The organism is Croceibacterium ferulae (assembly GCF_003660445.1).
In the GTDB taxonomy this organism is placed as follows: domain Bacteria; phylum Pseudomonadota; class Alphaproteobacteria; order Sphingomonadales; family Sphingomonadaceae; genus Croceibacterium; species Croceibacterium ferulae.
This window is the reverse complement of record NZ_QZVQ01000009.1, coordinates 135086-150760: the sequence shown is the minus strand read 5'-3', so window position 1 is coordinate 150760 and position 15675 is coordinate 135086. Positions and strand designations below refer to the sequence as shown.

The 15675-nt window shown below is 67.2% G+C and carries 10 protein-coding genes; 5 read left to right on the top strand and 5 right to left on the bottom strand.

Annotated elements, in window-relative coordinates; genetic code table 11:
• Window positions 1-23: 23 nt before the first annotated feature.
• Entirely contained in the window at window positions 24-1814 is a 1791-nt protein-coding gene (gene recQ / locus D5S08_RS12085; protein ID WP_121119037.1) for a DNA helicase RecQ, read from the bottom strand.
• A gap of 137 nt (window positions 1815-1951) precedes the next feature.
• Here recQ and D5S08_RS12080 point away from each other — a divergent pair, with 137 nt between their 5' ends.
• Together D5S08_RS12080 and D5S08_RS12075 are read left to right on the top strand one after the other, a co-directional pair.
• Window positions 1952-2281, top strand: coding sequence for a hypothetical protein (locus D5S08_RS12080; RefSeq protein ID WP_121118873.1), 330 nt, complete (start codon window positions 1952-1954; stop codon window positions 2279-2281).
• Window positions 2282-2488, top strand: coding sequence for a hypothetical protein (locus tag D5S08_RS12075; protein WP_121118871.1), 207 nt, complete (start codon window positions 2282-2284; stop codon window positions 2486-2488).
• 65 nt (window positions 2489-2553) lie between these two features.
• On the opposite strand, the gene D5S08_RS12070 is transcribed toward D5S08_RS12075, so the two are convergent.
• The 4 genes from D5S08_RS12070 to D5S08_RS12055 form a co-directional block, all read right to left on the bottom strand.
• The gene (locus D5S08_RS12070; protein ID WP_121118869.1) at window positions 2554-2805 is read right to left on the bottom strand and encodes a hypothetical protein; all 252 of its coding nucleotides are present in this window, start codon (window positions 2803-2805) and stop codon (window positions 2554-2556) included.
• Window positions 2806-2879: 74 nt separating this feature from the next.
• Entirely contained in the window at window positions 2880-3689 is an 810-nt protein-coding gene (locus D5S08_RS12065) for an undecaprenyl-diphosphate phosphatase (RefSeq protein WP_121118867.1), read from the bottom strand.
• A gap of 70 nt (window positions 3690-3759) precedes the next feature.
• Complete coding sequence (locus D5S08_RS12060) at window positions 3760-5931, bottom strand: M13 family metallopeptidase (protein ID WP_338322979.1); 2172 nt, start codon at window positions 5929-5931, stop codon at window positions 3760-3762.
• A gap of 101 nt (window positions 5932-6032) precedes the next feature.
• Window positions 6033-7823, bottom strand: coding sequence for an ABC transporter transmembrane domain-containing protein (locus D5S08_RS12055; protein WP_121118865.1), 1791 nt, complete (start codon window positions 7821-7823; stop codon window positions 6033-6035).
• A 155-nt stretch (window positions 7824-7978) separates the two neighbouring features.
• Between D5S08_RS12055 and D5S08_RS12050 the strand changes: the two genes are divergently transcribed.
• From D5S08_RS12050 to D5S08_RS12040, 3 genes are all read left to right on the top strand, one after another.
• Complete coding sequence (locus tag D5S08_RS12050) at window positions 7979-9376, top strand: polyhydroxyalkanoate depolymerase (RefSeq protein WP_121118864.1); 1398 nt, start codon at window positions 7979-7981, stop codon at window positions 9374-9376.
• Between the two features lie 201 nt (window positions 9377-9577).
• Window positions 9578-14215 carry a glutamate synthase large subunit gene (gltB, locus tag D5S08_RS12045; protein WP_121118861.1) on the top strand — a complete coding sequence of 1546 codons (4638 nt, stop codon included), beginning with the start codon at window positions 9578-9580 and terminating at the stop codon, window positions 14213-14215.
• Between the two features lie 18 nt (window positions 14216-14233).
• Window positions 14234-15670, top strand: a complete 1437-nt coding sequence (locus D5S08_RS12040; RefSeq protein ID WP_121118859.1) for a glutamate synthase subunit beta — start codon at window positions 14234-14236, stop codon at window positions 15668-15670.
• Window positions 15671-15675 lie beyond the last annotated feature (5 nt).

Genomic DNA, 15675 nt, shown 5'->3' with positions numbered 1-15675 from the left:
CGCCGAAGGCTGACGACCCGGAGTCAAGCGCCGGCGATGACATCCAGAAAGGCATCGGCATACAGGTCCAGCTTGCGTTCCCCCACCCCGGCAATCGCGCCCATCTCCGCGCGACTGGCGGGCCGGGCGGCGGCCATCTCGCGCAGGACGGAATCGTGGAAGATCACATAGGGTGGCACCTGCGCCGCCTTGGCCAGCTCGCGGCGCTTTTCCCGCAGGGCATCGAACAGCGGATCGTGCGGATAGTCGGCGGCGGCGTCCTGCCCCCGGCGGGTACGCTTGCGCTCCGATCCGGCGGCGGGGCGGACGATGGCGAGCGTCGCCTCCCCCTTCAGGATGGCGCGGGCATCACCGGCCAGCAGCAGGCCTCCATGCTCGTTCGCCACCAGGCTGCCGCGCGCCTGCAGCGCGCGCGCGACCGGCTGCAGCAGCCGCGCTTCCTCCGCATCGACGATGCCGAACACGCTCAGCTGGTCATGCCCGCGCTGGCGCACCCGCTCGTCCTCCGCGCCGGTCAGCACCTTGCCGACATGGCCCAGGCCATAGCTCTGCCCGGTGCGGTAGACGGCCGACAGCAACTTGCGCGCCAGGTCTGTCGCATCGACCACGCCGGGTGGCGACAGGCAATTGTCGCAATTGCCGCAGGATTCCGGAGGATCTTCGCCGAAATGGCGCAGCAGCAGCGCGCGGCGGCAGCCGGGCGCCTCCACCAGCGCGGCCAGTGCGTCCAGCCGGGTGCGCTCCCCCGCCAGCCGCTCGGGCTCCACCTCGCTCAATCGCTGGCGTGCCTGCACGAAGTCGCCCGCCGCCCACAACATGATCGCCTGCGCCGGATCGCCATCGCGCCCGGCGCGGCCGGTTTCCTGGTAATAGGCCTCGATCGATTTGGGGATGCCGGCATGGGCGACGAAGCGCACGTCCGGCTTGTCGATGCCCATGCCGAAAGCGACGGTGGCGACCATCACCATGTCCTCGGATGCGACGAACGCCGCCTGATGCTCCGCCCGCTGTTCCGGCGAGAGGCCGGCGTGATAGGGCAGCACGCGCCGCGCGCCTGCGCGGTCGAGCGAGGCGGCCAGATCGTCCACCTTCCGGCGGCTCGGCGCGTAGATGATGCCGGCGCCTTCCTGCTCGGCCAGCAGCTGCTTTAACTGACTGCCGCCATTCTGGCGCGGGCGGATCAGGTAGCGGATGTTGGGCCGGTCGAACCCGGCGACGATCAGGCCATCGTCAGGGATGCCGAGCTGCTGCAGGATGTCGGCGCGGGTGTGGCCGTCCGCCGTCGCCGTCAGCGCCAGGCGCGGCACATCGGGGAAGCCGTCCATCAGCGGGCGCATCTGGCGGTAGTCCGGACGGAAATCGTGCCCCCATTCGGAAACGCAATGCGCCTCGTCCACCGCGAACAGGGCGACGGGCGCGCTGTTCAGCAGGTCACGAAAATGCGGTTGGCTGGCGCGTTCGGGCGCGACATAGAGCAGGTCCAGCTCGCCCGACCGGAACGCCGCCACCGTGGCGGCGCGATCGGCATCGGCGCTGGTCAGCGCGGCAGCGCGGATGCCGTTCATGCGCGCGCTGCGCAGCTGATCGTGCATCAGCGCGATCAGGGGAGAGATGACGATGCAGGTGCCAGGCAGCAGCGTGGCCGGCAGCTGGTAGGTCAGCGACTTGCCCGCACCGGTGGGCATGACCGCCAGTGTGGAGCGGCCGGCCAGCACCCGTTCCACGACCTGCCCCTGCACCCCGCGAAACCGGGGGAAGCCGAAGGTCGTGCGCAGCGCCTGTTCGGCCCGGTCCAGTGTGCCTGCATCATCCATCGCGCGGTGGTCCGTGCCACGCCGCCCTGCCTGGCGGCAAGCGGCAAGCGCGCGCATGAGACGAGTTTTCTTGAGGCGACTGGTGGGCTAAGGCCGGTGCCAAGCCTGATGCAGGCGCTTGAAGAGGAACAACACCCATGAAGACACTCGCCCTTACCGCCGCCGCCCCGCTGCTGTTCGCACTGGCCGCCTGCGGCAGTTCCGACGATGCGAGCGAGGATGCCATGGCCGACACCGTGGAAATGCCCGCGGACGAAGCCATGGCCGAGGCACCGATGCCCGCGCCCGCCGCCCCAGGTGATGCCGGCATGACCACCGACCCGGTGGCCGATGCGAACGAGCCGGCGGCAAGCTCCGTCGACACCACGACCGAAGCGGCCGATGCGGCGGCAGCGGCGGTGGCCGACATCGAATCCGAAGCGGCCGCGGCCGAAGCGGCGACCCGTGCCGCCGAAAGCAGCATGTAAATGAAGCTGCATGCAGCGTTGCTGCCGGCCCCAATGCTCGTAGTGGTGCTGGCGGCGACGCTGTCCGCCTGCGGTCCCGCCGAGGACGCACCTGCCCGCCCCCTGGGTGAGGAGCAGGCGCTGGAGCGGGCCGAGGCCATGTTGCAGGACCGCGCACCGGAGCCGGCGGCAAGCCCGGCGGCACCGGTCAACAGCGCCGCCTCATAGCAGAAGGGCCGACCCCGGAACGTGTCCGGGACCGGCCCCTGCCAGTCAGCCGTTGCAGGCTGCGATCAGTTCACGGCTTCTTCCGCGCCGCCGGTCAGGGCGTCATTATCGCCTTCGGCCGCGTCCTCGACATTGTCGGCGCGCGCTTCCATCGCGTCGGCCTGCTCGTCATTGATCACGCCGGAATCTTCCAGGTTGTCAGCGCGGTCTTCCATGACCTCCGCCGTTTCCTCGGCCGCTTCTTCCTGCGGGCTGTCGCAGGCGGCAAGGCCCAGGCCCAGAGCGGCGGCCGATGCGAATGCGATGATCTTCTTCATGGTAGTCCCCTTGTTTCTGCCACAATTCAGGCAACAAACAGGCGCGGCGCGTGATTTGTTCCGTCTGGTAGCGCTCAGCCGAGCGTCAGCCACAACAGCGTGCCGCCGCCGATCACGATCCGGTACCAGGCGAACGGGGCAAATCCGTGCTTGCTGACATAGGCGACAAAGGCGCGGATCACGAGCAGCGCGGTCACGAAAGCGGCGGTGAAGCCCAGCCCGATCTCCCACCAGCCGATGGTGGTGCCGCCGGACAGCAGCGCCGGATCATCGGCGATCTTCACGACAGAGGCGCCCAGCATGGTGGGAACCGCCAGGAAGAAGGAGAACTCCGCCGCCGTCTTGCGGCCCGTTCCCATCGCCAGCGCGCCCAGGATGGAAGACGCCGAACGGCTGGTGCCCGGGATCATGGCCAGGCATTGCGCAAAGCCGATCGCCACAGCGGTGCGCATCGGCAGGGCCGCGACGCCATTGTCAGGCCCTGGCTTCACGACACGTTCCAGCACCAGGATGGCAATGCCGCCGAGCAGCAGGGCCCAGGCGACCACCAGCGGGCTTTCCAGCATCTCGTTGATCACGTCCTTGGCCATCAGCCCGATCACAGCCGCCGGCAGGAAGCCCAGCACGATGTTGCGCGCAAAACGCCACGACGTCGGGTCACGGCGCAGCAGCCCTGTGCCCATGTCCCAGAACAGCCGCCAGTAATTCAGCATCACCGCCAGGATCGCGCCCAGCTGGATCACGACATTGAACTGCTTCCACTGGCCGGGATCGTAGCCGAAGAAGCTTTGCGCCAGGATCAGGTGCCCGGTGGAGGAGATCGGCAGGAACTCTGCCATGCCCTCCAGGATACCGAGCAGGATTGCGGTCAGCGTGTTGTCCATGGCGGCAGGCTGTCAGCGGGCAGCACGGCGAAGTCAAGCGCGCCGTGCTGCACCGCAGCATCAACCGTTCCTACCAGATGTGGACCCGGTCCGCCGGCGCCAGATACAGCTCGTCGCCCGGCTGCACATTGAACGCCTTGTACCAGTCATCATTGTTGCGGACGACGCCGTTCACCCGGAACTGTTCGGGGCTGTGCGGATCGGTCAGCATCTGCTGGCGCAACGCCGCATCCCGGCTGGTGGAGCGCCACACCTGCGCCCAGGACAGGAAGAAGCGCTGGTCACCGGTCAGGCCGTCGATCACCGGCGCCTCCTTGCCGTCCAGCGACATGCGGTAGGCGCGATAGGCGAGGCTGAGGCCGCCGACATCGCCGATATTCTCGCCCAGCGTCAGCCGGCCGTTCACGCAGGGCTCGCCTTCGCCCAGCGGGCAGTACTGATTGTACTGCGCCACCAGCTTGTCGCCCAGTTCGGTAAAGCGGGCGAGGTCCGTATCGGCCCACCAGTCGCGCAGCACGCCCTTGCCGTCGCTCTTGGCGCCCTGATCGTCGAAGCCGTGGCCCATCTCGTGACCGATGACCGCACCGATGCCGCCATAATTCACCGCCGGGTCGGCCGAGGCGTTGAAGAAGGGCGGCTGCAGGATCGCGGCCGGGAACACGATCTCGTTGAAGACCGAATTGTAATACGCGTTCACCGTCTGCGGCAGCATGCCCCATTCGGTACGATCGACCGGCTGGCCCAGCTTGGCGCGATCGTCCTCCTGGTGCCAGGCCATGGCGCGCAGGCGGTTGCCCAGCGCGTCGTCACCGGCAATCTCCAGGCCCGGATAGGCTTCGAACTCGTCGGGATAACCGATCTTGGGGGTAAAGGCGTCCAGCTTGGCCACGGCCTCGCGCTTGGTCGCTTCCGTCATCCAGTCATTCTCCGCCAGGCTGGCGGCGAGCGCCCGGCGCAGATTGGCGACCAGGTCGTCCATCGCCACCTTGCTCTCGGGCGGGAAGTACCGCTCCACATACAGCGCGCCCAGCTGCTCGCCCAACTGGTTCTCGGTCGCGCCGATCGCCCGCTTCCAGCGGGGGCGCTGCTCTTCCTGACCGCTCAGCGTCTTGCCGAACATGGCAAAGGCCGCATCGTCGAAGCGCCTGGGCAGGACGGAGGAATGGCCGGTGATGAACTGTGCCGCCATGAACGCCTTCAGCGTGGCGAGGTCGGTGCGCGCCAGCAGCTGCATCATGGCCGGCAGACCGCCGCCGATGGAGTTCAGCTGGTCGGCCGTCAGCTCGGCCTTGCCCGTTTCCTCGGCCGTGGGCGGCAGCTGCGGGGCAAGGAAGCTGGTCACGTCGCTGAAGCCGGCGGCCTGCAGCAGGCTGTTCACCGGGAATTGCGGCGCCAGCGCCACCAGCTCCGCCCGGGACAGCTTGTTGTAGGTGAGATCGCGGTTGCGCATCATCGCGCGGTCCCACTCTATCAGCGCGACCTGATGTTCGAAATCATAGACCGTCTGCGCCGCGGCGCGCGGATCGGCATAGCCCAGCTCGCCAAAGACGAAGGCCAGGTAATCGCGATAGGCTGTCTGGATCTCGGTATTGCGGGGATTGGTGTCGAGGTAATAGTCGCGGCTGGGCAGGCCCAGGGCGTCGAAGCCGACATTGACGATGTAGCTGTTGGGATCCTTGGGATCCACGCTCACGCCCGCACCGATCAGGCTGGGCAGGCCGGCGACCGGGAACAGCCGGGCCAGCGCCTCCAGATTATTGGCGCCATAGATCTGCTGCAGCATGGGCTGCGCAGGGGCGAGACCGGCGGCCTCGATCCCGTCCACATCCATGAACGCACCATAGGCATCCACGATGCGCCGCTCGGGCGTGCCGGCGGCGGGATTGGTGGCGGCGAGATCGCTGACCAGCTTTTCCACATCGGCGGTCGATTTCTCCGCCAGGATGTTGAACGCGCCGAAGCGGGTATATTCCGGCGGGATCGGATTGTCGCGCAGCCACTTGCCGTTGACATAGGCGTTGAAGTCGTCGCCCGGATCGACCGACTGGTCCAGCAGGACGGGGTCCACGCCCCAGGTGCCGAAGCTCATGGTGGGGACAGGCGCGCGTTCGGCGGCCGGCGCTTCCTGCGAGAGGGCGGGAACGGCCAGCGTCAGGGCGGCGGCGGAAACAGTGAGGGTCAGGAAGCGACGGAGCATGGTGGCCTTTCTGGCAGGGTCGGACAGTGCGCGGCGGTCAGCCACGCGGAAACCGGCAACAGTTTGCAACTGATACTTCTCGCATGAACCGGCGCTGAGGCAAGCCCCTGTTCATGCCCGGACATAGTGACGCTTACGGCCCGATTTCAGGCAAGGGCGCGATCGTCGAACTGCAGCGCGGCCAGCCTTGCATACAGGCCGCCGGCCGCCGCCAGCTGCGCATGCGTGCCCTGCTCCACGATGCGGCCGCCATTCATCACCACGATCCGGTCGGCCGCGCGCACGGTGGCGAGGCGGTGCGCGATCACCAGCGTTGTGCGCCCCTGCATCAGGTGCTCCAGCGCATCCTGCACCAGCCGCTCGCTTTCGGCATCCAGCGCGCTGGTCGCCTCGTCCAGCAGCAGGATCGGCGCATCGCGCAGCAGCGCGCGGGCGATCGCCAGCCGTTGCCGCTGCCCGCCGGACAGGCGCGCCCCGCCTTCGCCAAGATAGGTGTCGAGGCCCTGCGGCAGGTCGCGCAGGAAGCCGGCCGCATTGGCCGCCTCCGCCGCCTGCCAGATGGCGTCCTCGCTGGCATCCCACCGGCCATAGCGCAGATTGTCGCGCGCGCTGGCGGCGAACAGCACGCCTTCCTGCGGGACCAGCGCGATGCGCCGGCGCACCTCGCCTGGATCGGCCTGCACCAGCGGCACGCCGTCGATCCTGACGGTGCCGGCCTGCGGATCGTAGAAGCGTTCGGCCAGCTGGAAGACCGTGGATTTGCCCGCGCCCGAGGGGCCGACCAGCGCCACCGTCTCCCCTGGTTCCACCACCAGGTCGAAGCCGTGCACCGCGGCCTGCTCGGGCCGGGTGGGATAGCGGAAGGTGACGTTCTGGAACGCGATGCTGCCGCGCGAGGCCGCCGGCAGCGCCTGCGGGCGCGCGGGGGCGGCGACGGCGGGCACCTCCTGCAGCAGCTCGTTCAACCGTTCGGCGGCGCCCGCGCCGCGCAGCAGGTCGCCATAGACCTCCGTCAGCGCACCAAAGGCGCCCGCCACCAGCACGCCGGTCAGCACGAACGCGGCGATGGTGCCGCCCGACAGAATGCCTTCCGCCACCTGCAGCGCACCACGCCACATCAGCGCGGTGATCGAACCGAAGATCACGGAAATGGCACAGCCGGTCATCACCGCACGCAGCAGGATGCGGCGGCGAGCGCTGTCGAACGATCGCTCCACCGCTTCGCCAAAGCGGATGGCCTCGCGCTCTTCCTGGTTGAACCCCTGCACGATCTTCATCGCACCCAGCACTTCCGCCACCTGAGCGCCGATATCGGCCACCCGGTCCTGGCTCTCGCGGGAGACGGCCCGAACCCGCCGGCCAAACCAGCCGAGCGGCAGCATCACCAGCGGTACCGCCACCACCAGGATGGCGGTGAGTTCGGGCGCCAGCCATAGCAGGTAGCCGGTACCGCCGATCACCATGATCAGGTTGCGCAGCGCGATGGAGATGGTCGCCCCCACCACCAGCTCGATCTGCGCGGTGTCGGCGGTCATCCGGCTGGCGATTTCCTGCGGGCTGTTCTCCTCGAAGAAACCGGGCGACAGGCGCAGCAGGTTGCCCTGCACCGCGCGGCGGATATCGGCCACCACCCGCTCGCCCAGCACCGACACGAAGTAGTATCGGCAGGCGGTGCCGATCGCCAGCACTCCGACGATCAGCAGAAGGTACCGGAACCAGCGGCCGATCTCGTCCGGATTGGTGCCGGCGGAAAAGCCGCGATCGATGATCAGGCGGAAGCCGGCGGGGATCGCCAGCGTGGCCGCGGCGGTCGTCAGCAGGGCCAGCCCCGCCAGCGCCATATGGCCCGGATAGGCGGAAGCCGTACGCGCGATCAGGCGCAGCGGTGCGATGTTGGCGGCAGGCGCCACCTCGGTTTTGGTCGGCGATCTGGCCATGGTCGCGGGAACTAGCCTATCGCGCCGAACGATTGAAGGGGCAGAACTCCTGAGTGTCGGTTTGCTGCAATGCCGCAGACAGCTTATAGGAGGTAACAATTATAACCGGCGCATGTGGTCGCAGCCGCCGGAATCGAGATTGAAGGATCAAGCCCGTGATCTACCAGGCTTATGAAATGCAGCGCTCCATGATGGCAGCGGCCAGCAGCTGGGCCGCGATCGGCGCCAACCTGCTGAACAACCCCTCCCTGCCGATGGGCTATTTCGGCATGGGGCCGGCGGTCGCCAGCGCGTTGCAGGTGTTTGCCGGCTTCTACGAGCACAAAGGCAAGCCCGAATTCGGGATCGAGGCGGTGGTGATCGGCGAGGAGGAATTCGCCGTGACCGAGACGGTGGTGCTGGAAAAGCCCTATGGCGGGTTGCGGCACTTCCGCCGCGAAGGCCTGCCGGAAGATGCGCCGCGCATGCTGGTGGTGGCGCCGATGAGCGGCCACTACGCCACGCTGCTGCGCGGTACGGTGGCCCGGCTGATCGAGAACCAGGAGGTGTGGATCACCGACTGGGCCGATGCCAAGATGGTGCCGCTGGACGCCGGCCCCTTCGATCTGGACGATTACATCGACTACCTGATCGACTTCGTGCGCTTCATCGGGCCCGACACGCATATGCTGGCGGTATGCCAGCCATCAGTGCCGGCCTTTGCCGCCGTGGCGGTTATGGGGGCGGACAATGATCCGTGTCGCCCGGCCAGCCTGACGATGATGGGCGGCCCGGTCGACACGCGCGCCAGCCCGACCAGCGTGAACGACGTGGCCGTGACCCATCCGCTCAGCTGGTTCGAGGACAATGTGATCGCCACCGTGCCCGGCAATTATCCGGGCGCCGGGCGGGAGGTCTATCCCGGCTTCCTGCAGCTCGCGGGCTTCATCTCGATGAACCTGCAATCCCACATCAACAGCCATTACGAGATGTTCAAGCACCTGACCGTCGGCGACACCGACAGCGCGGCGGGCACCAAGAGCTTCTACGACGAATATCTCAGCGTCTGCGACATGACGGCGGAGTTCTACCTCCAGACCATCGAGCATGTGTTCCAGAAGCACTCCCTGCCCAAGGGCGAGTTCGTCCATCGTGGCAAGCCGATCGACCCCAACGCCATCCGCGACACCGCGCTGCTGGCGATCGAGGGGGAGCGGGACGACATTTCCGGCATCGGCCAGACCCGCGCCGCGCTGGACCTGGCACCCTATCTGCCGGAAGCGCGGAAGAAGTACCTGCTGGCCGAGGATGTGGGGCATTACGGCATCTTCAACGGCAGCAAGTGGCGCAAGCGGATCGCCCCGGTGGTCGAAGAATGGATCCGCGCCAACGCAACCGTGCAGACGGCCGCGACCGCAGCGCCTGAACCACAGGCAACCGAACCCCTGGTGACCGAAACGCAGGCAGCCGGACCCGACGCGGCTGAAGCTCAGGCGACAACGCCCGAAGTGACGCAGCCGGCCCCTGTGACAAAGCCGCGTCGGTTCCGTCGCAAGCGCGGTGACGCCGGATAACAATCGCAGGAGCAACGCAAAACGGCGTTCGGCGAACGAAAACGTCTCCCGACGCCCGAAAAACTTGCCAAAACATGTTCGGATGGCCATGGGGGCGGCTCGCGGAATATTCTAGCCGCTCCACCCGGGGTGAGTCGCGTTTCGTTTCCCACAGCGGAGCGGAGCGGGTCTGCCGCCGGGCCAGAACAGGAAGCAAGTGCGTTGACCGAGTATCCTTCTGCCCAGGGCCTCTACGACCCGCGTAACGAGCATGATGCATGTGGTGTGGGCTTCGTAGCCCATATTAAAGGCATCAAGTCGCACGCGATCGTGACCCAGGCGCTGGAGGTGCTGGCCAATCTGGACCATCGTGGCGCCGTGGGCGCCGATCCGCTGCTGGGCGATGGCGCGGGCCTGCTGATGCAGCTGCCCGACCCGCTCTATCGCCGCTGGGCCGCGGAGAACGGCCTCACCCTGCCGCAGCCGGGCGATTACGCGGTGGCCATGTGCTTCATGCCGCAGGACGATGCCGCGCGCGAGTTCATCACGCAGCAGTTCGAAAAGTTCATCGCCAAGGAAGGCCAGCAGCTGATCGGCTGGCGCGACGTGCCGGTGACGACCGAAGGCCTGGGCAAGACCGTGCGCGAGAGCATGCCGGTGATCCGGCAGTGCTTCATCGGCCGGGGCGCCAATTGCGCCGATCAGGATGCGTTCGAACGCAAGCTGATCGTGATCCGCAAGCAAACGCAGAACCCGCTGGCCGCGCTGGCGGAAAAGCACGACATGCCGGCGCTGACGCAGCTCTACATGCCCAGCTTCTCCAGCCGCACGATGGTGTACAAGGGGCTGCTGCTGGCAACTCAGGTGGGCAGCTTCTACGACGATCTGCGCGACCCGGACTGCACCAGCGCGCTGGCCCTGGTGCACCAGCGCTTCTCCACCAACACCTTCCCCAGCTGGAAGCTGGCGCACCCGTTCCGGCTGATCGCCCACAACGGAGAGATCAACACGGTTCGCGGCAATGTGAACTGGATGAATGCGCGCCGGCGCACCATGGAATCGCCGCTGCTGGGCGCGGATCTGGACAAGCTGTGGCCGATCATCCCGCATGGCCAGTCGGACACCGCCTGCCTCGACAACGCGCTGGAACTGCTGCTGCTGGGCGGATATTCGCTGGTCCACGCGATGATGATCCTGATGCCGGAGGCATGGGGCAAGAACCCGCAGATGGAGCCGCAGCGGCGCGCTTTCTACGAATATCACGCCGCCTTGATGGAGCCGTGGGACGGCCCCGCCGCCGTGTGCTTCACCGATGGCCGGCAGATCGGCGCCACGCTGGACCGCAACGGACTGCGCCCGGCGCGCTTCGTGGTGACGAAGGACGATATCGTCTGCCTGGCATCCGAAAGCGGCGTGCTGCCGTTTGCGGAAGAGGACATCGTGCGCAAGTGGCGGCTGCAGCCCGGCCGCATGCTGCTGATCGACATGGAGCAGGGCCGCATCGTCGAGGACGAGGAGCTGAAGGCCCAGCTGTCCGGCGCGGAACCGTATGAGGAGTGGCTGCGCCAGACGCAGTACAAGCTGGACGACCTGCAGGCGATCGAGATCGACCACGAGGCGGTGCAGACGGACGATTCCAGCCTGCTGCAGCGTCAGCAGGCGTTCGGCTACACGCAGGAGGACGTGTCCAAGTTCCTGGAGCCGATGGCGGTTTCGGCCGATGATCCGATCGGGTCGATGGGCACCGACACGCCGATCGCGGTGCTCAGCCGCCGCAGCCGGCTGCTGTACGATTATTTCAAGCAGAACTTCGCGCAGGTCACCAACCCGCCGATCGACCCGATCCGGGAAGAGCTGGTGATGAGCCTGATGACCATGATCGGCCCGCGCCCCAACCTGCTGGGCCACGACGCCGGCACGCATCGCCGGCTTGAGGTCGAACAGCCGATCCTGACCAATCACGACATGGAGAAGATCCGGTCGGTCGAGGCATCGCTGGATGGTGCGTTCCGGACCGCCACGATCGACATCACCTGGGATGCCGCGTCGGGTGCCGACGGGCTGGAAATGGCCCTGAAGGAAATGTGCTGGGCCGCGACGGAAGCGGTGCTGCAGGATCGCAACATCCTGATCCTGTCCGATCGCGCGCAGAGCCGCGACCGGATCGCCATGCCGGCGGTGCTGGCGACGGCCGCGGTGCATCATCATCTGGTGCGGCAGGGCCTGCGCATGCAGACCGGCCTGGTGGTGGAAACGGGCGAAGCGCGCGAGGTGCACCATTTTTGCGTGCTGGCCGGCTATGGCGCGGAAGCGATCAACCCCTACCTCGCCTTCGAGACGCTGGAGCAGATCCGCACCGACAAGGTGCCCGAGATCGAGGCCGCCAAGGTCCGGCAGAACTACATCAAGGCGATCGGCAAGGGCATCCTGAAGGTCATGTCCAAGATGGGCATCTCGACCTACCAGTCCTATTGCGGGGCGCAGATCTTCGACGCGATCGGCCTGTCGAGCGAGTTCGTGAACCGCTATTTCAGCGGCACCGCGACCACCATCGAAGGCATCGGCCTCAAGCAGGTGGCAGAAGAATCCGTGCGCCGGCACGCCAGCGCCTACGGCGACAATCCGATCTATCGCCGGATGCTGGATGTGGGTGGCATCTATCAATACCGCCTGCGTGGCGAGGAGCACGCCTGGACCCCGGCCAATGTCGCCAACCTGCAGCATGCGGTGCGCGGCAACAATTGGGACAACTATGCCGAGTTCGCCCGCTCCATCAACGAGCAGAGCGAGCGGTTGCTGACCATTCGCGGGCTGATGCAGCTGAAGCCGGCCGACACCCCTGTCCCGCTGGACGAGGTGGAGCCCGCGGCGGAGATCGTGAAGCGGTTCGTGACCGGCGCGATGAGCTACGGTTCGATCAGCTGGGAAGCGCACACCACGCTGGCGGTGGCGATGAACCGCATCGGCGGCAAGTCGAACACCGGCGAAGGTGGCGAGGATCCGCGGCGCTTCCAGCCGCTGGAGAACGGCGACACGATGCGCTCTGCCATCAAGCAGGTCGCGTCCGGCCGCTTCGGCGTGACGACCGAGTATCTGGTCAATGCCGACGATATCCAGATCAAGATGGCGCAGGGCGCGAAGCCCGGCGAAGGCGGGCAGCTGCCCGGCCACAAGGTCGACAAGACCATCGGCGCCACCCGCCATTCCACGCCCGGCGTCGGCCTGATCAGCCCGCCGCCGCATCACGACATCTATTCGATCGAGGATCTGGCGCAGCTGATCCACGACCTGAAGAACGTGAACCGGCAGGCGCGCATCTCCGTCAAGCTGGTGTCCGAAGTGGGCGTCGGCACCGTGGCGGCCGGCGTGTCCAAGGCGCGGGCCGACCATGTCACCATCTCCGGCTATGAAGGCGGCACGGGCGCCAGCCCGCTCACCAGCCTGACCCATGCGGGCAGCCCATGGGAGATCGGCCTGGCCGAAACGCAGCAGACGCTGCTGCTGAACGACCTGCGCAGCCGCATCGTGGTGCAGGTCGATGGCGGCCTGCGCACCGGGCGCGACGTCGCCATCGGCGCGCTGCTGGGCGCGGACGAGTTCGGCTTCGCCACCGCGCCGCTGATCGCGGCCGGCTGCATCATGATGCGCAAGTGCCATCTGAACACCTGCCCGGTGGGCGTGGCGACGCAGAACCCGGAACTGCGCAAGCGGTTCACCGGCACGCCCGAACACGTCATCAACTACTTCTTCTTCGTGGCGGAGGAATTGCGCCAGATCATGGCGGAGATGGGCTTCCGCACGGTGCAGGAGATGGTCGGCCGGGTGGACCGGATCGAGCCGGGCAAGGCGCTGGACCACTGGAAGGCCGATGGCGTGGATCTATCGCGCCTGCTGCACCAGCCTGAGGTGACGGTCGCCACCCTGTTCAACAGCCAGACGCAGGACCACAATCTGGGCGAGGCGCTGGACGTCGAGCTGATCCAGGCGGCCATGCCGGCGATCGAGGGCGGGCAGACGGTGGTGCTGGACCGCACGGTCAAGAACATCCACCGCACCGTGGGCGCGATGCTTTCGGGCGAGATCGCGAGGCGCCACGGCCATGCCGGCCTGCAGCCCGAACAGCTGCGCGTGAACTTCACCGGCGTCGCCGGGCAGAGCTTCGGCGCCTGGGCCGTGCATGGCGTGACGCTGGACCTGGTGGGCGATGCCAACGACTATGTCGGCAAGGGCCTGTCCGGTGGCCGGATCATCGTGCGCCAGCCGGCGGGGGTGGATCGCGATCCCACGCAGAACATCATCGTCGGCAACACGGTGCTGTATGGCGCCATCGCGGGCGAGGCCTATTTCAACGGCGTTGCCGGCGAGCGCTTCGCCGTCCGCAATTCGGGCGCGGTCGCCGTGGTCGAGGGCACCGGCGATCATGGCTGCGAATACATGACCGGCGGCGTGATCTGCGTGCTGGGCCGCACCGGGCGCAATTTCGCGGCCGGCATGTCGGGCGGCGTCGCCTATGTCTATGATGTGGACGGCAGCTTCCGCGACCGGTGCAATATGGCGCAGGTCGAGGTGGAAGCGGTGTCCCCAGGCATCGATGGCGATCATGATAACCGTCCGCAGCAGCGCGGGCGCCATGTCGCCGATGCGGGGATGGGCGACATGCTGCGCCACGATGCCGAACGGCTCCGCATCCTGGTGGAGCGGCACAAGCTGCACACCGGCTCGCGGCGAGCAGGCGAGCTGCTCGACAATTGGGATGCGGCGCTGCCCCGCTTCGTGAAGGTCATGCCGCGCGACTACAGCCAGGCGCTGCGCCTGCTGGAAGCAGAGCGCGCAGAAGCCGCCAGCGTCGCCGCAGAATAAGATCAGGGATCAGATAAGATGGGCAAGGAAACCGGCTTCCTGGAGCTTGACCGGCAGGATCGCACTTACGCCGATCCGGCCGAGCGCCTGGGGCATTATCGCGAATTCGTGGTTCCGCATAGCGAGGACGGCCTGAAGAAGCAGGCCAGCCGCTGCATGAATTGCGGCATCCCCTATTGTCACAATGGCTGTCCGGTGAACAATTTGATCCCGGACTGGAACCACCTGGTCTATGAAAGCGACTGGCAGAATGCGCTGGAAGCACTGCATTCGACCAACAACTTCCCGGAATTCACCGGCCGCGTCTGCCCCGCCCCGTGCGAGGCGAGCTGCACGCTGAACATCGTGGACCAGCCGGTCACCATCAAGAGCATCGAATGTGCCATCGTGGATCGCGGCTGGCAGGAAGGCTGGATCAGCCCCGCCGAACCCGCGCCGCCCACCGGCAAGCGGGTGGCGGTGGTCGGCTCCGGCCCGGCCGGCCTGGCCTGTGCGCAGCAGCTGGCGCGGGTGGGCCATTCGGTCACCGTGTTCGAGAAGTCGGACCGGCTGGGCGGGCTGATGCGCTACGGCATCCCCGACTTCAAGATGGAGAAGCACCTCATCAACCGCCGCGCCGTGCAGATGGAGGCCGAAGGCGTCACCTTCCGCACCAGCACCGAAGTGGGCGTGGACGTGTCCATCAAGTCGCTGCGCGAGAATTTCGATGCAATCGTGCTGGCCGGCGGCGCGGAAAACCCGCGCGCGCTGCAGATCCCGGGCGCGGAGCTGCCGGGCGTCCGGCTGGCGATGGAGTTCCTGACGCAGCAGAACAAGCGCGTCGCCGGCGACCACGAGGAACGCGCCGCGCCGCGCGGCACGCTGACCGCCACGGGCAAGCATGTGATCGTGATCGGCGGCGGCGACACCGGGTCGGACTGCGTCGGCACCTCCAACCGGCAGGGCGCCGCCAGCGTCACCCAGATCGAGATCATGCCCCGCCCTCCAGAGAAGGAGGACAAGTCGCTGACCTGGCCGCACTGGCCAATGAAGCTGCGCACCTCCAGCAGCCACGAAGAAGGCGTCGAGCGTGACTGGGCCGTGCTGACCAAGGAAGTGGTCGGCGAGAACGGCCAGGTCACCGGCCTGAGATGTGCCCGTCTCGAGTGGGAAGGCGGCCAGATGCGCGAAGTGCCCGGCAGCGAGTTCGTGCTGCGGGCCGATCTGATCCTGCTGGCAATGGGCTTCGTCGGCCCCAAGCGCGCCGGCATGATCGACCAGTCGGGCGTGGCGCTGACCGATCGCGGTAATATCGCCGCCGACACGGTGAGCTATCGCACCAGCGAGGACATGATCTATGCCTGTGGCGACATGCGCCGGGGGCAGTCGCTGGTGGTCTGGGCCATCCGCGAAGGGCGACAGACCGCCCGCGCGGTGGACGAGGCGCTGATGGGCGTCAGCAGCCTGCCGCGGTGACCGGG